Source organism: Bradyrhizobium xenonodulans (genome assembly GCF_027594865.1).
GTDB classification, from domain to species: domain Bacteria; phylum Pseudomonadota; class Alphaproteobacteria; order Rhizobiales; family Xanthobacteraceae; genus Bradyrhizobium; species Bradyrhizobium xenonodulans.
The window spans coordinates 7,848,051-7,865,827 of record NZ_CP089391.1; the positions used below are offsets into that span (position 1 = coordinate 7,848,051).

Consider the following 17,777-nt stretch of genomic DNA (forward strand, 5'->3'; position numbering starts at 1 on the left):
GAACCTCACTCCGCGCGCTTGGCGGCTTTCTCGAACTTCTTGATCACGCGGTCGCGCTTGAGCTTCGACAGATAGTCGACGAACAAGACGCCGTTGAGGTGGTCGATCTCGTGCTGGATGCAGGTGGCGTAGAGGCCTTCGGCATCCTCCTCGTGCACCTTGCCGTCGAGATCGGTGAAGCGGACGCGCACCTTCGCCGGTCTCTCGACCTCCTCGTAATATTCGGGGATCGAGAGGCAGCCCTCCTCGTAGACCGAGAGCTCCTCCGAGGCGGAGAGAATCTCCGGATTGATGAAGACGCGCGGAAGCGGCGTGGTCTCGCCGTTCTCGTCGCGCTTGGCGAGGTCCATGGTGATCAGCCGCAACGGCTGCGCGACCTGGATCGCGGCAAGCCCGATGCCGGGCGCGTCGTACATGGTCTCGAACATGTCGTCGGCAAGCTTGCGGATCTCCGGCGTGACCTTTTCGATCGGCTTGGAGACCAGACGCAGCTGCTTGTCGGGCAGGATGATGATTTCTCGGAGGGCCATGGCCGCGATTTAATCCGCGCGCCCGATGCGGTCAATGCGGCCGGGAACCCCGTTAACCCTCCGCTAACCATAAAACTTCAGGTTTCGTTAACCATGAAAATTAAGAGATGATTAACCATAAAAATTAGGAGGCGATTAACCCATAACGTTCGCTATTCGTTCGCGGCAGGCGCCGAATCGGCTACAAGCGGGCATGAACGAGATCATTTTCTTGGCTGGCGACTGGCCGGTGCGCACCATCGATGCGCTGATCGGCTTTGGCGCCCTCGTCCTCATCCTGCTGGTGGTGATTGCCGTGGTGATCGCCCGCTCGGGGCGGCGCGGCGCGGAACTCGCGATGGCGAGCGCGATCCGGGCCGACGAGCTCGAGGAGCGCCTGAGCCAAGTGCTGCACGCCCAGAGCGAGGCGGCCGGGCGGGCCGACGCCATGACCCAGGCGCTGGCCGGTCGCCAGGCCGAGATGGCGCGCGCGGTCAACGAGCGGCTGGATTCGGTGACCCATCGTGTCGGCCAGTCCATGGAGCACACCACCCGGAACACCATGGAGAGCCTGCGCGCGCTGCACGAGCGGCTCGGCATCATCGACAGCGCCCACAAGAACCTGACCGACCTCACCACGCAGGTGACCACCTTGCGCGACGTGCTCGCCAACAAGCAGTCGCGCGGCGCCTTCGGCCAGGCGCGGATGGAGGCGATCGTCCAGGACGGCTTGCCGAAGGGCGCCTACGAATTCCAGTTCACGCTCTCGACCGGCAAGCGGCCCGACTGCGTGGTGTTCCTGCCCGATCAGCGCCCGCTCTGCATCGACGCAAAATTTCCGCTGGAAGCGATGACCGCGCTGCACGACGCGCGCACCGACGAGGAGCGCAGGGTCGCCACGCAGCGGCTGCGCGGCGACGTCATGAAGCATGTCAGCGACATCGCCGAAAAATATCTCGTCGCCGGCGAGACCCAGGAGATGGCGCTGATGTTCGTGCCGTCGGAATCGGTCTACGCGGAAATCCACGACGGCTTCGACGACGTGATCCAGAAGGCCTACCGCGCCCGTGTGGTGCTGGTGTCGCCGTCGCTGCTGATGCTGGCGATCCAGGTCATGCAGCAGATCATGAAGGACGCGCGCATGCGCGATGCCGCCGACCAGATCCGCACTGAGGTCATCAAGCTCGGCGACGATTTGGGACGCCTGCGCGACCGCGTGCTGAAGCTGCAGAAGCATTTTGCCGACGTGAACGAGGACGTGCGGCAGGTGCTGATCTCCGCCGACAAGATCGAGAAGCGCGCCGGGCGAATCGAGGAGCTCGATTTCAGCAAGACCGACGCACCGGAAGGCCCGCATCTCGTCGCGACGGGGGCGGCGGAGCTGTTCCCAAGGAAGCTCCAGGCGGGGGAGTGATTCTGCTCCACGATCCGGTAAGCTGCCGCCCCAACACCGCTGTCGTCGCCCGGCTTGACCGGGCGACCCAGTATTCCAGAGACGGCAGATGGGCGAACGCTGCTACTACGTCTACATCCTCGCCAGCAAGATCGGCGGCACGCTCTATATCGGCGTAACGAATGATCTCATCCGCCGCGTGGCAGAGCACAAATCAAAGCTGATCGAGAGCTTCACGGAAAAATATGACGTCGCCAGGCTGGTCTATTTCGAACAATTCGATGATCCCGAGAATGCGATCAAGCGGGAGAAGCGGCTGAAGAAGTGGAACAGAGCCTGGAAAGTTCGGTTGATCGAGAAGAACAATCCGAATTGGGATGATCTGTATCACGAGATTGCCGGCTCACCATGATGGCGTCATGCCCCGCGAAGGCGGGGCATCCAGTACGCCGCAGCGGTCGTGATTGAACCGAGACGCTGGTGAGTACTGGATCGTCCGCCTTCGCGGACGATGACAGCGAGTGGGTGTTGAGAGCTTCCGCCTCACCGGCTACCGCCAGAGTCTTTTCCCCCAGAATCTGCTAACACGCCCCCATGACTGCACCCGACGCCACCTCGCCCACCGCCCCCGCCACCTCCTGGCGCGACAGCCTGGCCGTTTACCTGCAGCCGCGGGTGCTGATCGTGCTGTTCCTCGGCTTTTCCTCAGGCCTGCCGCTGGCGCTGTCGGGCTCGACGCTGCTGGTGTGGATGCGCGAGGCCGGGGTCGACCTCAAGACCATCGGGCTGTTTGCGCTGGTCGGCACGCCCTACACACTGAAATTTTTATGGGCGCCGCTGGTGGATGCGCTGCATGTGCCGCTGTTCACGCGCGCCTTCGGGCGGCGGCGTGGCTGGCTGCTGTTCTCGCAGCTATTGCTGATCGTCGCGATCCTGCTGCTGGCACTGACCGACCCCGCCCGCTCGCCGTTCTATGTCGCACTCGGCGCGCTGCTGGTGGCGACGACGTCGTCGACGCAGGACATCGTCGTCGACGCCTTCCGCGTCGAGAGCCTGCCCGAGAGCGAGCAGGCCGCCGGCATGGCCGCCTACGTCGCCGCCTATCGCATCGGCATGCTGGTCTCGACCGCGGGCGCGCTGTTCATCGTCTCGGGCTTCGAGGGCACCGGCCTCACGCGCACCTCGGCCTGGATGTGGGGCTATGTGGTGATGGCGGCGATGGTGCTGATCGGGACGATCACGGCGCTGGTCGCGACCGAGCCCGAGCAATCGGTGCGGGCGGAAGCTGCGACGCAAACCGAGACCGCGTTCGCACGCGTGCTGAACGCAGCGATCGGCGCCTTCTCCGAGTTCCTGTCGCGCAAGGACGCGCTCGCCGCGCTCGCCTTCGTGGTGCTGTTCAAGTTCACCGACGCGTTCTCGGGCACCATGACGGCGCCGTTCGTGATCGACCTCGGCTTCACCCGCAACGATTATGCGGCGATCGTGAAAGGCGTCGGCCTCGCTGCGACACTGATCGGCGGCTTTGCCGGCGGTTTTGTCGCGCGGCGCTATCCGCTGGCAGCATCGCTCTGGATCGGCGGCGTGGTGCAGGCGCTGGCCAATCTGACCTTCTCCTGGCTCGCAGTGGTCGGCACCAATCAATGGGCGCTGGCGCTCGCCATCTGCGCCGAGAACTTCACCAGCGCCATCGGCACCGTGATCTTCGTCGCCTATCTGTCGGCGCTGTGCCAGAACCCGCTGCACACAGCGACGCAATATGCGCTGCTCACCGCTCTGGCCGCGGTGGGGCGGACGTATCTCTCGTCAGGCGCAGGCTTCGTGGCTGATATGACCGGCTGGCCGCTGTTCTTCGTGATCTGCGTGCTAGTGGCGATCCCGAGCCTGGTGCTGCTGGCCTGGCTGCAGAAGCGCGGGCATTTTGAGGCGTTGGGGCCGGTAAGGGTGTAGCAACCACTGTCATGCCCCGCGAAGGCGGGGCATCCAGTATTCCAGAGACGGTCGTGATTGACCGAGAAGCCGCGGCGTACTGGATCGCCCGCCTTCGCGGGCGATGACACCGGAATCGTGGAGAGACGCCCCCTTTACTGCTTCCTGATCAGGCTCCACTTCGTGATCACGGCCTCGCTGATCTGGCCGGGATCGCTGGCGCAGGCGATCTCGTCGACCTTGACCGAGATCTCCTTGCCGACGAACGATTTCAGCTGCGTGGCCTGCGCGTCGCTGGAGGTGACGAGCTGGAACGTCTCAGGGCCGGTCTCGAGATTGCACAGCCCGTTCGGCGGCGGCAAGCGGCGCGGCTCGGAGGTGATCTGATAGGTCGCGATGCGCTTGCCGGCGTTCTTGACGTCGCGCACCTTCATTGCGTTCAACTCGCCCGAGAGCACCTCGCCGGCGTTGATCGGCTTGCCGGGCTTCGACGGCGGCGGCGCCCCGTCGTCCTGCTGCGCGGAGATGGCCGGGCTCGCCAGCAGCATCATCGTCGCGACCAAAGCCGATCGTGTGGCGAAAAGTTTCGTCATGTCGTCCGTTCCGTAAGTCTGGATGGCTAGAACAGGGTGCGCTGCCGCATCGCGGCCGATAGCGTACCTTCATCGAGATAATCAAGCTCGCCGCCGACCGGCACGCCATGCGCAAGCCGCGTCACCTTCACATTGGCGTCCTGGAGCAGGTCGGTGATGTAATGCGCCGTGGTCTGACCGTCGACCGTGGCATTCAGCGCCAGGATGATCTCGTGCACCTCGGCCGCGTGGGCACGCGCGACCAGCGCGTCGATGGTGAGGTCTTGCGGGCCGACGCCGTCGAGCGGCGACAATGTCGCGCCCAGCACATGATAGCGTCCCTGGGTCGCATTGGCCCGCTCCAGCGCCCAGAGATCGGCAACGTCGGCGACGACGACGATGATCGCTGGATCGCGCTTCGGATCGGTGCAGACCGTGCAGGGATTTTGCGTGTCGATGTTGCCGCAGGTCTTGCAGACCTGGACCTTGTCGAGCGCGACCTGCAAGGCCGAAGACAGCGGCATCATCAGCGCTTCGCGCTTCTTGATCAGGTGCAGCGCCGCGCGCCGCGCCGAGCGCGGACCGAGGCCCGGCAGCCGTGCGAGGAGCTGGACCAGCCGCTCGATTTCGGGACCTGCAACCGCGCCCATCTTACTGGCCGAACAGCCCCGGCGGCAGGCCGAGCCCGCCGGTGAGCGACTGCATCTTCTCCTGCACGGCGGTTTCGGCCTTGCGGCGGGCATCGCCGAGCGCGGTGACGAGCAGGTCCTCAAGCACCTCGCGCTCTTCGGCCTTCATCAGCGAGGGATCGATTGTGATGCCCTTCACGTCCATCTTCGCGGTCATGCGCACGACGACGAGGCCGCCGCCGGAGATGCCTTCGACTTCCACATTGGCAAGCGCGTCCTGCATCTCCTGCATCTTGGATTGCAGTTGCGCCGCCTGCTTCATCATGCCGAGAAAATCAGCCATCGGTGCTCGTCCTTGGAAAGAAAGATAGGCTCTAGAGATCGTCGCCTTCGGAACCGTCGGGCGGATCGTCACTGCCATAGTCAGCGTTAATATTGGACTCCGGCGCCTCGGGAGCAAGCCTGCGGACCTCGACGACCTTCGCGCCGGGGAAACGCGACAGCACCTCCTGTACGCGCGGATCGGCCTCGGCGGAGCGCGCATGTTCCTGCTTGGCCGCCTGGTTCACCGAGCGCAGCGTCGGCTGGCCCTGCTCGTTGGAGACGATGATGGTCCAGCGCCGGCCGGTCCACTGCTCGAACTTGCGCGCGAGTTCGGAGATCATGGTCTTGGAGGCGTTCGGCTCGAGCCCGACTTCCAGCCGGCCCTCCTCGAAACGCACGAGGCGCATGTCGCCTTCGAGCGCGCCTTTGGTCATGATGTCGCGCTTCTGGCCGGCGAGCGCGACGAGCTGGGTGAAGCTGGTGATGCGCAGCTGGGGCGGAACAGCTTGCGGGCTGGCTGCGGGCGCCGCCATCTGCGGCCGGGCGCCGCCGCCGAACGAAGACGGCGACGAGGTCGGCATGCGAACCGGCGCTGCGGACGCCATCGGCGCGGCCGGCGCGCTGCTGCGCGCAGCACTGCCGCCGTTCACGACCGGCGAGCCGCCGCCGCTCTGCTCCAGCATTTTGATCGCTTCGTCCGGTGTCGGCAGGTCGGCGACATAGGCGATGCGCACCAGCACCATCTCGGCGGCCGCGGCAGGGCGCGTCGCCGCCTGCACCTCGGCGATGCCCTTGAGCAGCATCTGCCACATCCGTGACAACACGCGCATGGAAATCTTGGACGCGAAGTCTCGCGCGCGCACCCGCTCGGTCTCGCCATAGGCGACATTGTCGGCGGTGGCCGGCACGATCTTCACGCGGGTGACGAAATTGACGAATTCGGCGAGGTCCGAGAGAACGACGATCGGATCGGCGCCGACGTCATATTGGTCGCGGAACTCTTTGAAGGCGGCGGCAATGTCGCCGCGCGCCAGCGAGTCGAAGAGATCAATGACGCGGGTGCGGTCGGCGAGGCCCAGCATCTGCCGGACCGCGTCGGCCTTCACTGTGCCTGCGGCATGCGCGATGGCCTGATCAAGCAGCGACAGAGAGTCGCGCACCGAGCCTTCGGCGGCGCGCGCGATGATGCCGAGCGCTTCCGGCTCAATCTCGACGTTTTCCTTTGTCGCGATATTGGCGAGGTGCTTCATCAGCACGTCGGCCTCGACGCGGCGCAGGTCGAAACGCTGGCAGCGCGACAGCACGGTCACCGGAACCTTGCGGATCTCGGTGGTGGCGAACACGAATTTGGCGTGCTCCGGCGGCTCCTCCAGCGTCTTCAGGAAGGCGTTGAACGCCGCCGTCGACAGCATGTGGACTTCGTCGATGATGTAGACCTTGTAGCGGGCGCTGGCCGGCGCGTAGCGCACGCTGTCATTGATCTGGCGGACGTCGTCAACGCCCGTATGCGAGGCGGCGTCCATCTCCAGGATATCCATGTGCCGGCTTTCCATGATCGCCTGGCAATGCACACCGAGGGTCGGCATGTGGATGGTCGGGCCCTTCACCGAACCGTCCGGCATCTCGTAGTTGAGCGCACGGGCCAAGATGCGCGCGGTGGTGGTCTTGCCGACGCCGCGGACGCCGGTGAGTATCCAGGCCTGCGGGATGCGCCCGGTCTCGAACGCATTCGAGACGGTGCGCACCACAGCCTCCTGGCCGATCAGATCGTCGAAAGAGGAGGGGCGGTATTTGCGCGCCAGCACCCGGTAAGGTGCGTTTCCGGCCTGGCTGTCAGGATTGGGAGGGGCGCCAGCGTCGGTCATCGGTCGATCCGCAATGAAATGTCTGTTGGCCGGCTTTTGCGGAAAGGAGCGCGCTGGCGGGAAGCCCGCCGGCGCAATTCGCTCAAAAAACAGGTAGGAGACTGACGAGCGACCCGATCCGGACCTCGTTAGGGCTGCTTCCTTCCGGACCTGACCCGGTTGGCGAGTGGCTCGTCCACCGCCAATCTCCCGGTCTCTATTTGGGGCCAACGGGAGCGGAAAGCAAGCGGGTATCAGCTCGAACGGCTTGATCTTGCCCAGCTTCCGGGCAATTCCTGACTTGCCCAGCCAATAGGCTGTGCTTTCGCAGCCTCGGCCGCCTTGATAAGAACGCTCGGTGGAACTCCGTCCAACCAGAAAAGCGATTGATCCCAATGGTTACACGTCGTGATGTTGCATCGATTGTCGGACTTGGCGCCATCGGCGCGGCGGCCGCGGGCGCGCTGGCTTCGCCCGCCGTGGCGCAAGCCGCCGATCCCAACGAATCGACCTTCGCCCGCATCCGCCGGACCAAGAAGATGCGGATCGGCGCGGTCGGCGGCGGCGCGCCCTATTACATGAAGGATCTGTCCAGCGGACAGTGGAAGGGCTTCTACGTCGACATCGCCAAGGCGCTCGCCGACGACATGGAGGCCGAGCTCGAGATCACCGAAACCACCTGGGGCAATTCGGTGCTCGACCTGCAGGCCAACAAGATCGACATCTTCTTCGGCCTCAACCCGACCCCGAAGCGCGCGCTGGTGATCGACTTCTCGGTGCCGGTCTTCAACAACGCCTTTGCCATCCTCTGCAAGAAGGACTTCAAGCCGAAGAGCTGGGCCGAGCTGAACTCGCCCGACATCAAGATCGCCGTCGACCAGGGCTCCTCGCACGACCAGGTCGTCAGCCGCCTGACGCCGAAGGCGCAGATCACCCGGCTGAAGACCGCGGACGATGCCACCGCCGCGCTGCAGACCGGCCGCGTCGACGCGCAATGCCTGATCACCATGCTGTCGCTGACCGTGCTGAAGAAGAACCCCTCGCTCGGCCAGCTCGTGCTGCCGACCCCGATCTTTGCGACGACGTCCAACGCCGGCTTCCGCCGCGAGACCGACAAGACCTGGCGCGACTACGTCAACACCTGGATCGACTTCAACAAGGGCCTCGGCTTCATCCGCAACGCCATCATCACCAACATGGAGCTGGTGGGCGTGACGGAAGCGGACATTCCGCCGGGCGTGTCGCTCTAAGGTGTAATGAGTTTGGGTCCGGCTGGCGCGGCGCACTTCGCTTCTCTCCCTCTCCCGCTTGCGGGAGAGGGTTGGGGTGAGGGTGTCTCCACTGGCAAGACCCCCCCAGAGGAAAGAGCCCTCACCCGTGCCGCATCTTCGATGCGACGCGACCTCTCCCGCAAGCGGGAGAGGTGAAGCAAGAGAACACGCATGTATCAGTGGGACTTCGGCATCCTCTGGAGCTATCGCTGGCTCTTTCTCAACGGGCTCGGCGTCACGGTCGGCTTCACCGTGGTGATCGTGGTGCTTGGCCTCGTGTTCGGCCTGTTCGGGGCGTTCGGCAGCCTGTCGCGCTTCAAGGCGGTGCGCCTCGTCGCCCTCACTTTCATCGAGGCGTTCCGCTGCACGCCGATCCTGGTGCAGCTGATCTGGTTCTACTACGCGCTGCCGATCCTGGCCGGCGTCGAGATGACGCCGATCACGGCCTCGGCGCTGGCGCTGTCGCTCTATGGTGGCTCGTTCTATTCCGAGATCATTCGCGGCGGCATCATCTCGATCGACAAGGGCCAGTCCGAAGCCGGCGCCGCGCTCGGCATGACGCCGGGCCAGAGCATGCGGCGCATCGTGCTGCCGCAGGCGATCAAGCGCATGATTCCGGCGCTGATGAACCAGTCGATCATCCAGTTCAAGAACACCTCGCTGGTCTCGGTGCTGGCGGTGCCCGATCTCGTCTACCAGAGCCAGGTCGCCGCCCATGACAGCTACCGGCCGCTGGAAACCTACACCGCCGTCGCGGTCGCCTATGCAGCGATCCTGATTCCGCTGACTATCCTCGTCCGGCGCGGCGAGAAGCGACTGGCGGTCAGCGAATGAGCGAGACGTCCAAAATCGAGATCCGCAGCCTTCGCAAGAGCTTTGGCAGCAACGAGGTCCTGAAGAACATCAATCTGGACGTCGCCAAGGGCGGCGTGGTCGCGCTGATGGGGCCGTCCGGCTCGGGCAAGTCCACCCTGCTCCGCTGCATCAACCTGCTGGTCGTGCCCGACGGCGGCAGCGTCCGCGTCGGCGAGACGCGCTTCGCGTTCGGTGACGGCGCAAAACTCCCCGATGTGAAGACACTCGCAAGCTTCCGCGCCACCACCGGCATGGTGTTCCAGCACTTTAATCTATTTCCGCACATGACGACGCTCCAGAACGTGATGGAAGGACCCGTCACGGTGCGGCGCATGGCGAAGGCGGAGGCCGAAAGGCTCGCGCGGGCGCAGCTTGCCAAGGTGGGCCTTGCCGAGAAGGCGGATCAATATCCGGCGACGCTCTCCGGCGGCCAGAAGCAGCGCGTCGCGATCGCACGCGCGCTTGCGATGGAGCCGGATGTGATGCTGTTCGACGAGGCCACGTCCGCGCTCGATCCCGAGCTTGTCGGCGAGGTCTTGAACGTGATCCAGCAACTCGCATCGGAGGGCATGACCATGGTGATCGTGACCCACGAGATCGCGTTTGCCCGCGAGGTCGCCGACCGCCTCATCTTCATGCGCGACGGAATCGTCGTCGAGGAAGGTCCCGCGCGTCAGGTGATCGACAATCCGCAGGAAGCTGCGACGCGCGCCTTCCTCAGCCATTTCCACCGCACCGGCGCATTGCCGCCGGCCAACGCAACACCGTGATGCCCGATATCAACCGCGTCTATCTCATCACCGGTGCCGCCAGCGGCATCGGCCGCGCCACCGCAAAACTTCTCGCGGCGCCGGGCGTTGCCCTGCTGCTGCACACGCGTTCGAACGCAGAAGGTCTCGACGCCACGGCTGCGGAGGCTGAAGCTCAAGGCGCTGTTGTCGCAAAATGCCTCGGCGATCTCGCCGAGGAGGCAGCCGTCACCGACGCCATCGCGGCTGCGCAACGCGCTTTCAGCCGGCTCGACGGATTGATCCTGGTCGGTGGCCACGCCCGCCGCGGCAGCGCCATCGGCACGCCGGCGGATCAATTCCGCCACGCGATGGATGAGTCCGCACTGGCCTTTACGCGCCTCACCGAAGCCGCGCTGCCGCTGCTGCGTGCCGGCCGTGATGCAAGGATCGTCGCGGTGTCGTCGTTCGTCGCACACGCGATCCGGCCCGAATTCGCGCCCTTTGCCGCGACCGCCGCGAGCCGCTCCGCGCTGGAAGCGCTGGTGCGCCTCACTGCGGTCGAACTCGCGACGGACGGCATCAATGTCAACGCAGTTGCACCCGGCCTCATCCTCAAAGACAAGCCGAGCGAGAGCCGGCTGTCGCCCGAACAGATCGCCGCGACGGAAGCGCTGATCCCGATGCGCCGCCGCGGGCGGCCGGAGGAAGTGGCCGAGATCATCGCCTTCCTGGCGTCTCCCAAAGCATCCTACGTCACCGGCCAGGTCTGGCACGTCAATGGAGGCCTGACATGAGCGAAGCGACCATCGAACGTCTCAGGCTGTTCCTGATCGAAAGCCCGATCAAGATGGCGCGCCTCCAGGGCGTCGGCAACGTCAAGGGCACCGTGAAGCGCGTGCTGATCGAGCTGACGTCAAACGACGGCGTGGTCGGCTGGGGCGAAGCGGCGCCGTGGGAAGTCTTTACCGGAACGCCGGAAGCGGCCTTCTCCGCGCTCGACATCTATCTGCGCCCCATCGTGCTCGGCAAGCCGGTGCGCCGCATCCGCGCGCTGATGGCGGAGCTCGACCGCGCGCTGGTCGGACATGCCGAGGCCAAGGTCGCGATCGAGATGGCGCTGCTCGACACCGTCGGCAAATCCTCGGGGCTGTCGGTCGCCGACCTGCTCGGCGGCCGCGTGCGCGACACGATTCCCCTCTCCTTCTCGATCGCCGATCCCGATTTCGCCGCCGATCTCGAGCGCATGCGAAAAATGGTTCCTGATGGCAACGTCATCTACAAGGTCAAGACCGGCGTCAAGCCGCATCGCGAGGACCTCGATCATCTCGAGGCGATCCGGAAAGAATTCGGCGACACCGTCGATCTGCGCGTCGACTACAACCAGGCGCTGGCGCCGTTCGGCGCCATAAAAATCCTGCGCGATATCGAAGAGTTCGCGCCGACCTTCATCGAGCAGCCGGTGCCGCGCAAATTTCTCGACGTGATGGCGCAGCTCACCGCGGCGCTGGAAACGCCTGTGCTCGCCGACGAAAGCTGCTTCGACCGCCGCGACATGATGGAGGTGGTACGCCGCGAGGCAGCGGATGCCGTCTCGATCAAGCTGATGAAGGCCGGCGGCCTGTTCGAGGCGCAGGCGATCATGGCGATCGCCGACATCGCCGGCCTGCCCGGCTATGGCGGCACGCTGTGGGAGGGCGGCATTGGCCTTGCCGCCGGCACGCAATTGATCGCAGCAACGCCGGGCATCTCGCTCGGCTGCGAGTTCTACATGCCGCATCACGTCCTGACCGAGGACGTGCTGGAAGAGCGCGTCGCCAATCGTGCCGGTCACGTTGTCGTGCCGGACGGTCCCGGCCTGGGCATCCGCGTCAGCGAAGCCTCGGTCCGCGCCAATGCGCGCGTGATCGCGGAGGCGTAGTTTCCGCGTCACTTAGCCACCGATGCTGCCACAAACTCACTGTCGTCCCGGGCAAGCGTCAGCGCAGACCCGGGACCCATAGCCAAAGGATTGCATTAGGCGAAGACTCGGAGTTGCCGGCTCGCGAAGCACTCCTCCCTGTGGTTATGGGTCCCGAATCGGCGCTCTGCTTTGCTACGCTTGTCCGGGACGACGACCGTGTATGCAGTTGCAGAGGAGCCCAATCCTTCCCCTCGTTAACTCCCTATCGTATGGTCGTGCCCAACAAGCCCGACCCACCGGGCCATCCGGAAACGCATATGTCTGATCCTGCCTGGTCGCTGCACTCCCGCCTGAAAGAGGACACCATCGACATCGGCGATCTGCCGCTGTCGAAGGTGCTGGTCATCAAGGACGCGCATTATCCCTGGCTGCTGCTGGTGCCGCGGCGCCCTGACGCGGTCGAGATCATCGATCTCGACGAGGTGCAGCAGGCGCAGCTGATGACGGAGATCTCCCGCGTCTCGCGCGCGCTGAAGGAGATCACCAAATGCGACAAGCTCAATGTCGCCGCGCTCGGCAATCTCGTGCCGCAGCTTCACGTCCACATCATCGCGCGCCGCACCGGTGATGCGGCCTGGCCGCGTCCGGTCTGGGGCGTGATGCCGCCGCTGGCGCACGACGCCACTGAAGTTCAGAATTTCATCAGCGCGCTTCGCCGAAAAATCTGGTTGGGTTGAAAGAACAAGACATGTCAGCATTCGACGCGTTTCCGCTGGGACAGCCGGCCTTCGTCACCAACGTGCTCGATCGCGCCGCGCATCTGCGCCGCGATGACCAGAAACTGTTCGCGATGGAGCAGAAGCCGTCGTCGCGCGCCTATGTCGTCTACCGCGACTCGCTGCTGGTGAAGCGCGAGGGCGACAGGACGCGCGCGCTGCTATCGATCGACGAGGCGCTGAAATGCGGCGCCAATCCCGGCACGGTCTTCCTGGGCCTGCGCGACGGCGCCGCGGTGTTCGGCATGGGAATGTCGCAGGCGGCGGCCGAAAAGCTCGTCGGCCGCGAGGATTACACCGTCACCGAGCTGCGCGGCATGGCGATGCAGGGCGCGATTCCGCCAGACCAGCTATCGGCGATCGCGATGGCGAAGTCGATGGTGGGCTGGCATCAGCGCCACGGCTATTGCGCCAATTGCGGCACCCGCAGCGCGATGAAGGAAGGCGGCTGGAAGCGCGACTGCCCGAGCTGCAAGGCCGAGCACTTTCCGCGTACCGATCCGGTCGTGATCATGCTGGTGGCCTCCGGCGACAAATGCCTGCTCGGCCGCCAGAAGCAGTTTCCACCCGGCATGTATTCCTGTCTCGCCGGCTTCGTCGAAGCGGCCGAGACCATCGAGGACGCGGTCCGCCGCGAGATCCTTGAGGAATCCGGCATAAGCTGCACCGACGTGCAGTATTACATGACGCAGCCCTGGCCCTATCCGTCATCGCTGATGATCGGCTGCAGCGCGCGGGCCGTGAGCGAGGATGTCGTCGTCGACCACTTGGAGCTCGAGGACGCACGCTGGTTCACACGCGATGAGGCCGCCAAAATGCTGACGCGGACCCATCCGGACGGGCTCGCTGGACCGCATCCCTTCGCCATCGCCCACCATTTGCTCGGCCGCTGGGTGCACGACAAGGGCTGACCGCCGATGGCGCCATCCGAGACCGCGCCGCGCATCCTCTGCATCGGCATTCCCGTGCGCGACCTCACCTTCCGGGTCGAGGCCATGCCCGCGCGCGGCAGCAAAGCGAACGCCACGCATCTCGCCGAGATCTGCGGCGGCAACGCCCTCAATGCCGCAATTGCGATGGCGCGGCTCGGCGGCCGCGTCTCGTTCGCAGGGCCAATGGGCGATACGCGGGAGACATCGAGCGGTTTCATTCTGGAGCGGATGGCCGTCGAGGGCATCGACACCTCGCACATCGTGCACATGCCCGATGTGACCACGCCCGTCTCTGCGATCATCATCGATGCGACGGGCGAACGGACATTGACCATCTATCGTGATCCTGCGCTGTGGACGGTGAAGCTAGCGGACGCTGATGCGCTGCTCGCCGATTGCCAGGCCGTCCTCGTCGAGAGCCGCTGCGCATCGTTCTGCGTTGACCTCTGCACCGAAGCACGTCGACGCGGCATTCCCGTCATCGGCGGCGTCGATCGCGCGATGTCCTTGCAGGACGGCCTGCTCACTGCCGCCTCGCATCTGCTGTTCGCCAGCGAGCAGGTGCAGGAGACGGCCGGCATTGCCGATGACGGCGAGGCCTTGATGCGCCTCTCGCGGCTGACGCCCGCCTTCCTGGCCGCGACCCGCGGCCCGCGCGGCACGATCTGGCTGAACGAGACGGGCGGGCTCGAGGAGACGCCGGCCTTCCCGGTCGAGGCCGTGGATACGCTCGGCGCCGGCGACGTCTTCCATGGCGCCTTCACGCTTCGGCTCGTTGAGGGTAGCGGGATGCGGGAGGCGCTGCGATTCGCCGCGGCTGCCGCAGCGCTGAAATGCACCCGCCATGGAGGCGGCCCGGCCGCACCCCAACGCATTGAAGTTGAAGAACTTTTACGGAAAGGGCTTTAGAGCCATTCTGCGGGGACGCCAAGATTATGAGCTTGCGATAGAAGATTTTTCTATATATGAGTGAAAGCAGCCATCGTATTGGAACAAAGTTCTTCAAATGACTGACCTCGCCGTCCAGATCCCCGAGACCAGCCGCCGCCTCGACGCCATCGACCGCAAGATCCTGATGGTGCTCCAGGAAGATGCCTCCCTGTCCGTCGCCGAAATCGGCGACCGCGTCGGGCTGTCCTCGACCCCCTGCTGGAAGCGCATCCAGCGCCTGGAGGCCGACGGCGTGATCATCAAGCGCGTGGCCCTGGTCGACCAGAACAAGATCGGGCTCGGTATCTCCGTGTTCGTCTCGGTCGAGAGCGCCGATCATTCGGATGCCTGGCTGAAAAAATTCGCCGAGGCCGTCAGCGCCATGCCGGAGGTGATGGAGTTTTATCGCATGGCCGGCGACGTCGATTACATGCTGCGCGTCGTGGTCGCGGACATGCAGGCCTATGACATCTTCTACAAGAAGCTGATCAGCGCGGTGCCGCTCAAGAACGTCACCTCGCGCTTCGCGATGGAGAAGATCAAGTCGGTGACCACGCTGCCGATCCCGGCGGTGGTGGCGGCCTGACGCCAGAGTCTTGGTTGACGCGTTTTCTTCACGCGAACCGGTATCCACCTCGCTCGAAAACGCTCTAAGCCGGTTGAAACACCGGCAGCGCGACCTCGACGCGCGTGCCCCCGTTCGGAGCCGCACCAATCTCGATCGTGCCAGCATGGGCCTCGACCAGGCTGCGCACCACGGCGAGGCCGAGGCCAGCGCCGCCGGTCGCGCGGTTGCGCGACTTCTCCAGCCGATGGAATGGCTCCAGCACGGTCTGCCGCTGATCGGCAGGAATGCCCGGCCCCTCATCGTCGACCGAGACCACGATCGCGCCGTCCTTCAGAGCGGCCCGCACATGCGCCGCATGACCATAGGCGAGCGCGTTGTCGACGATATTGGCAAAGATCCGCCGCAACGCCAGCCGATCGCCGAGCACGACCGCATTCCGCATGCGCTCGTCCGTGACCAGATCGACCGGTGCGCCCTGAACGCGCCGGTCGTGCACCTCGGCGGCGATCAGCGCGGCGAGCTCGACCATTTCCTGCGACAGCCCCCCGGCGCCCGCCCGCGTCGACAGCAGCGCGTCGTCGAGAAGCCGGATCATGTCGTCGATATCCGCAACCGCCCGCCGCCGCTCGGCATCATCCGGTATGTGCTCGACTCTCAGCCGCAACCTCGTCGCGAAGGTCCTGACATCGTGGGCGATGCCGCCGACCAGCGTCATGCGTGCGCGCAGCATCTCCGCAAGCCGCCCCTGCAACCGATTGAACGCGGCGATGACGGCCTGGATTTCCGGCGCGCTGCGCCTTGCATCCGGCAGCGGCGGCGGATCGGCCGACAGGTCGACCGCGGCGGCCAGCCTCGCCAGCGGCCTCGTCTCGCGCTGCATGACGAGCAACGCGAGCAGCGCCACGATCGATCCCAACAGGCCGGCCCCGAAGCCGACGGGAAGACCGAGCGGGGTGACCGGCAGGCGGGTATAGGCATCGATGATCAGCATCTCGCCGCCGCGCAGACCGATCCGGAATTCGATCGCATTGGCCATCAGCCGCGCGATCCGCGGAAACGCCCGGCTGATGCGATGATCGGGCGGTGACACGATCTCGACCGGGCGCCCCGAAAGACCGGCCGCATAGGTGTCGCGCAATTGCTGCTGCTGTGGCGGCGTCTCGCCGCTGACCGGGGCGCCGGACGGCACGATCCGCACATTGAACTGGGGCGAAGACACCGCATCGAGAACGGCCGCTCGCGAATCGATGGCCGTGCGCTCGACCAGGGCCGCGAGCGCATCGAGGCGCGCCGGCGAAGGACGCGTCAGCTCGTTCTCCTGAACCGTCGTCCGGTAGAAGATCGCCACCACGACGGTGACGATCACGATGAATCCGACCAGTCCGATCAGGGCCAGCCGCGCGGCGAGCGTCACCCGCAGCATCACGACACCTGCTTGACGGTCGCGGTGAACAGATAGCCGCCGTTGCGCACCGTCGTGATGAGGTTCGAGCCAGGGCTTGCGCCGTCGAGCTTGCGGCGCAGCCGCGAGATCAGCATGTCCACAGTGCGGTCGAATGGCTCGGCCGAGCGGCCGCGGGTCCAGTCGAGGATCTGGTCGCGGGTGAGCACGCGGCGCGGCCGCTGCACGAAACAGCCGAGCAGGTCGAACTCCGCGCTGGTCAGCTGCAGCGCCTCGGTCTCGGCGTCGAGCGTCTCGACGCTCCGCGCGTCGAGATCGACCACGAACCGGTCGAATGCAAAACGGCGAACCATGGGCTTGAGCGACGGTCCGCTGGCACGCCGCAGGATGGCGCGGACCCGCGCCAGCAACTCGCGCGGTCCGAACGGTTTTGCCAAATAGTCGTCGGCGCCCATCTCGAGGCCGACCACGCGATCGATCTCGTCGCTCTTGGCGGTGAGCATCAGAATGGGAATCGAATCGTCGGCGCGCAGCCTGCGACAGATCGACAAGCCGTCCTCGCCCGGCAACATCAGGTCGAGGATCACGAGATCCGGCCGCACACGCTGAAGCATCGCGTCCATCGCCTTGCCGTCCGCGACGCACGCCACCTCGAACCCCTCCTGCCGCATGAAGTCGGCGACGAGGCGGCTGATCTCGGGATCGTCCTCCACCATGAGAATCGTGGCCGAATGCGCGCTCATGGCTGCATTGTGGGCAATGGCACGCGCCACGCAAGGGCGCCGTCCCCGTTGTTACATAGTGTTACATGCGTCCGACAAACTCATAACAATCGTTTCCTCCCGGCGATGCAGCGCCGACGCCGCGGCTCCAGTCTCCTCGCATGGCTTCCGCTTACGGAAAGCCCTCAAGGAGACGACGACCATGAAGAAACTCTTTCTCTCCACCCTCGTCATCGGCGCGCTCTCGGTTGCCGCAGCAGTGGACGCCAATGCCTGGACGCGGTCGGCGACCGCCTCCGGACCGCGCGGCACCTCGAGCGTCACCGCGACGGGCGGCTGCGCCAATGGAAGCTGCTCGCGCAACGTCACCCGCACCGGTCCCGCCGGCAACACCTATACCCGCACCGGCACGGTCTCGCGCTGACGTCACCGCCGTCGCCGCGCCGGCCCCGCGCGGCGACGGCCAGCTTCGCCAGATCAGAAAGGATGA

At 65.3% G+C, this 17,777-nt stretch carries 20 protein-coding genes and 1 other RNA gene; 13 read left to right on the top strand and 8 right to left on the bottom strand.

Features of this window, described 5'->3' with window-relative positions:
• Positions 1 to 5: 5 nt before the first annotated feature.
• Entirely contained in the window at positions 6 to 530 is a 525-nt protein-coding gene (def, locus tag I3J27_RS37065) for a peptide deformylase (protein ID WP_270163747.1), read from the bottom strand.
• Positions 531 to 723: 193 nt separating this feature from the next.
• Between def and I3J27_RS37070 the strand changes: the two genes are divergently transcribed.
• From I3J27_RS37070 to I3J27_RS37080, 3 genes are all read left to right on the top strand, one after another.
• On the top strand, positions 724 to 1,923 hold the full coding sequence (locus I3J27_RS37070) for a DNA recombination protein RmuC (RefSeq protein ID WP_270163748.1): 1,200 nt from the start codon (positions 724 to 726) through the stop codon (positions 1,921 to 1,923).
• An 88-nt stretch (positions 1,924 to 2,011) separates the two neighbouring features.
• On the top strand, positions 2,012 to 2,314 hold the full coding sequence (locus I3J27_RS37075) for a GIY-YIG nuclease family protein (protein ID WP_270163749.1): 303 nt from the start codon (positions 2,012 to 2,014) through the stop codon (positions 2,312 to 2,314).
• A gap of 182 nt (positions 2,315 to 2,496) precedes the next feature.
• Entirely contained in the window at positions 2,497 to 3,852 is a 1,356-nt protein-coding gene (locus I3J27_RS37080) for an AmpG family muropeptide MFS transporter (protein ID WP_270163750.1), read from the top strand.
• Positions 3,853 to 3,986: 134 nt separating this feature from the next.
• On the opposite strand, the gene I3J27_RS37085 is transcribed toward I3J27_RS37080, so the two are convergent.
• The 5 genes from I3J27_RS37085 to ffs form a co-directional block, all read right to left on the bottom strand.
• Positions 3,987 to 4,424, bottom strand: a complete 438-nt coding sequence (locus tag I3J27_RS37085) for a hypothetical protein (RefSeq protein ID WP_270163751.1) — start codon at positions 4,422 to 4,424, stop codon at positions 3,987 to 3,989.
• A gap of 26 nt (positions 4,425 to 4,450) precedes the next feature.
• A complete protein-coding gene (gene recR / locus I3J27_RS37090; RefSeq protein ID WP_027561562.1) occupies positions 4,451 to 5,053 on the bottom strand; it encodes a recombination mediator RecR in 603 nt (200 codons plus the stop codon).
• Position 5,054: 1 nt separating this feature from the next.
• Positions 5,055 to 5,375 (bottom strand): YbaB/EbfC family nucleoid-associated protein, encoded by a 321-nt coding sequence (locus tag I3J27_RS37095; RefSeq protein WP_270163752.1) that lies wholly within the window; start codon positions 5,373 to 5,375, stop codon positions 5,055 to 5,057.
• A gap of 31 nt (positions 5,376 to 5,406) precedes the next feature.
• Entirely contained in the window at positions 5,407 to 7,221 is a 1,815-nt protein-coding gene (locus tag I3J27_RS37100; protein WP_270163753.1) for a DNA polymerase III subunit gamma/tau, read from the bottom strand.
• Between the two features lie 93 nt (positions 7,222 to 7,314).
• Positions 7,315 to 7,411, bottom strand: an RNA gene (gene ffs, locus I3J27_RS37105) — signal recognition particle sRNA small type.
• 184 nt (positions 7,412 to 7,595) lie between these two features.
• Here ffs and I3J27_RS37110 point away from each other — a divergent pair.
• The 9 genes from I3J27_RS37110 (at position 7,596) to I3J27_RS37150 (ending at position 15,181) form a co-directional block, all read left to right on the top strand.
• The gene (locus I3J27_RS37110; RefSeq protein WP_270163754.1) at positions 7,596 to 8,450 is read left to right on the top strand and encodes a transporter substrate-binding domain-containing protein; all 855 of its coding nucleotides are present in this window, start codon (positions 7,596 to 7,598) and stop codon (positions 8,448 to 8,450) included.
• A 192-nt stretch (positions 8,451 to 8,642) separates the two neighbouring features.
• Positions 8,643 to 9,305: an amino acid ABC transporter permease gene (locus I3J27_RS37115; RefSeq protein ID WP_270163755.1), complete on the top strand. Its 663-nt coding sequence runs from the start codon at positions 8,643 to 8,645 to the stop codon at positions 9,303 to 9,305.
• Complete coding sequence (locus tag I3J27_RS37120) at positions 9,302 to 10,096, top strand: amino acid ABC transporter ATP-binding protein (protein ID WP_270163756.1); 795 nt, start codon at positions 9,302 to 9,304, stop codon at positions 10,094 to 10,096. The genes I3J27_RS37115 and I3J27_RS37120 overlap by 4 nt, the downstream gene beginning before the upstream one ends.
• Positions 10,096 to 10,851, top strand: a complete 756-nt coding sequence (locus tag I3J27_RS37125) for an SDR family NAD(P)-dependent oxidoreductase (protein WP_270163757.1) — start codon at positions 10,096 to 10,098, stop codon at positions 10,849 to 10,851. The genes I3J27_RS37120 and I3J27_RS37125 overlap by 1 nt, the downstream gene beginning before the upstream one ends.
• Positions 10,848 to 11,975, top strand: a complete 1,128-nt coding sequence (locus I3J27_RS37130; protein WP_270163758.1) for a muconate cycloisomerase family protein — start codon at positions 10,848 to 10,850, stop codon at positions 11,973 to 11,975. The genes I3J27_RS37125 and I3J27_RS37130 overlap by 4 nt, the downstream gene beginning before the upstream one ends.
• A 299-nt stretch (positions 11,976 to 12,274) precedes the next feature.
• A complete protein-coding gene (locus tag I3J27_RS37135) occupies positions 12,275 to 12,694 on the top strand; it encodes an HIT family protein (protein WP_212489400.1) in 420 nt (139 codons plus the stop codon).
• Positions 12,695 to 12,705: 11 nt separating this feature from the next.
• Complete coding sequence (gene nudC, locus I3J27_RS37140) at positions 12,706 to 13,644, top strand: NAD(+) diphosphatase (protein ID WP_270163760.1); 939 nt, start codon at positions 12,706 to 12,708, stop codon at positions 13,642 to 13,644.
• Positions 13,645 to 13,650: 6 nt separating this feature from the next.
• A complete protein-coding gene (locus I3J27_RS37145; RefSeq protein WP_270163761.1) occupies positions 13,651 to 14,574 on the top strand; it encodes a sugar kinase in 924 nt (307 codons plus the stop codon).
• 97 nt (positions 14,575 to 14,671) lie between these two features.
• Positions 14,672 to 15,181 (top strand): Lrp/AsnC family transcriptional regulator, encoded by a 510-nt coding sequence (locus tag I3J27_RS37150; protein WP_270163762.1) that lies wholly within the window; start codon positions 14,672 to 14,674, stop codon positions 15,179 to 15,181.
• Between the two features lie 64 nt (positions 15,182 to 15,245).
• Here the strand turns inward: I3J27_RS37150 and I3J27_RS37155 are convergent, their stop codons facing one another.
• Positions 15,246 to 16,586 carry a sensor histidine kinase gene (locus I3J27_RS37155; RefSeq protein WP_270163763.1) on the bottom strand — a complete coding sequence of 447 codons (1,341 nt, stop codon included), beginning with the start codon at positions 16,584 to 16,586 and terminating at the stop codon, positions 15,246 to 15,248.
• The gene (locus I3J27_RS37160; protein ID WP_270163764.1) at positions 16,586 to 17,308 is read right to left on the bottom strand and encodes a response regulator; all 723 of its coding nucleotides are present in this window, start codon (positions 17,306 to 17,308) and stop codon (positions 16,586 to 16,588) included. The genes I3J27_RS37155 and I3J27_RS37160 overlap by 1 nt, the downstream gene beginning before the upstream one ends.
• Positions 17,309 to 17,489: 181 nt before the next feature.
• Here I3J27_RS37160 and I3J27_RS37165 point away from each other — a divergent pair, with 181 nt between their 5' ends.
• Positions 17,490 to 17,711, top strand: coding sequence for a hypothetical protein (locus tag I3J27_RS37165; protein ID WP_270163765.1), 222 nt, complete (start codon positions 17,490 to 17,492; stop codon positions 17,709 to 17,711).
• The last annotated feature ends 66 nt before the right edge of the window (positions 17,712 to 17,777 follow it).

Coding starts and splice junctions, on each gene's coding strand:
- I3J27_RS37075 (WP_270163749.1), top strand. CDS start 2,012: ATGGGCGAACGCTGCTACTACGTCTACATCCTCGCCAGCAAGATCGGC.
- recR (WP_027561562.1), bottom strand. CDS start 5,053: ATGGGCGCGGTTGCAGGTCCCGAAATCGAGCGGCTGGTCCAGCTCCTC.
- I3J27_RS37115 (WP_270163755.1), top strand. CDS start 8,643: ATGTATCAGTGGGACTTCGGCATCCTCTGGAGCTATCGCTGGCTCTTT.
- I3J27_RS37145 (WP_270163761.1), top strand. CDS start 13,651: ATGGCGCCATCCGAGACCGCGCCGCGCATCCTCTGCATCGGCATTCCC.
- I3J27_RS37130 (WP_270163758.1), top strand. CDS start 10,848: ATGAGCGAAGCGACCATCGAACGTCTCAGGCTGTTCCTGATCGAAAGC.
- def (WP_270163747.1), bottom strand. CDS start 530: ATGGCCCTCCGAGAAATCATCATCCTGCCCGACAAGCAGCTGCGTCTG.
- I3J27_RS37160 (WP_270163764.1), bottom strand. CDS start 17,308: ATGAGCGCGCATTCGGCCACGATTCTCATGGTGGAGGACGATCCCGAG.
- I3J27_RS37165 (WP_270163765.1), top strand. CDS start 17,490: ATGAAGAAACTCTTTCTCTCCACCCTCGTCATCGGCGCGCTCTCGGTT.
- I3J27_RS37080 (WP_270163750.1), top strand. CDS start 2,497: ATGACTGCACCCGACGCCACCTCGCCCACCGCCCCCGCCACCTCCTGG.
- I3J27_RS37100 (WP_270163753.1), bottom strand. CDS start 7,221: ATGACCGACGCTGGCGCCCCTCCCAATCCTGACAGCCAGGCCGGAAAC.
- I3J27_RS37085 (WP_270163751.1), bottom strand. CDS start 4,424: ATGACGAAACTTTTCGCCACACGATCGGCTTTGGTCGCGACGATGATG.
- I3J27_RS37110 (WP_270163754.1), top strand. CDS start 7,596: ATGGTTACACGTCGTGATGTTGCATCGATTGTCGGACTTGGCGCCATC.
- I3J27_RS37070 (WP_270163748.1), top strand. CDS start 724: ATGAACGAGATCATTTTCTTGGCTGGCGACTGGCCGGTGCGCACCATC.
- nudC (WP_270163760.1), top strand. CDS start 12,706: ATGTCAGCATTCGACGCGTTTCCGCTGGGACAGCCGGCCTTCGTCACC.
- I3J27_RS37135 (WP_212489400.1), top strand. CDS start 12,275: ATGTCTGATCCTGCCTGGTCGCTGCACTCCCGCCTGAAAGAGGACACC.
- I3J27_RS37095 (WP_270163752.1), bottom strand. CDS start 5,375: ATGGCTGATTTTCTCGGCATGATGAAGCAGGCGGCGCAACTGCAATCC.
- I3J27_RS37120 (WP_270163756.1), top strand. CDS start 9,302: ATGAGCGAGACGTCCAAAATCGAGATCCGCAGCCTTCGCAAGAGCTTT.
- I3J27_RS37155 (WP_270163763.1), bottom strand. CDS start 16,586: ATGCTGCGGGTGACGCTCGCCGCGCGGCTGGCCCTGATCGGACTGGTC.
- I3J27_RS37150 (WP_270163762.1), top strand. CDS start 14,672: ATGACTGACCTCGCCGTCCAGATCCCCGAGACCAGCCGCCGCCTCGAC.
- I3J27_RS37125 (WP_270163757.1), top strand. CDS start 10,096: ATGCCCGATATCAACCGCGTCTATCTCATCACCGGTGCCGCCAGCGGC.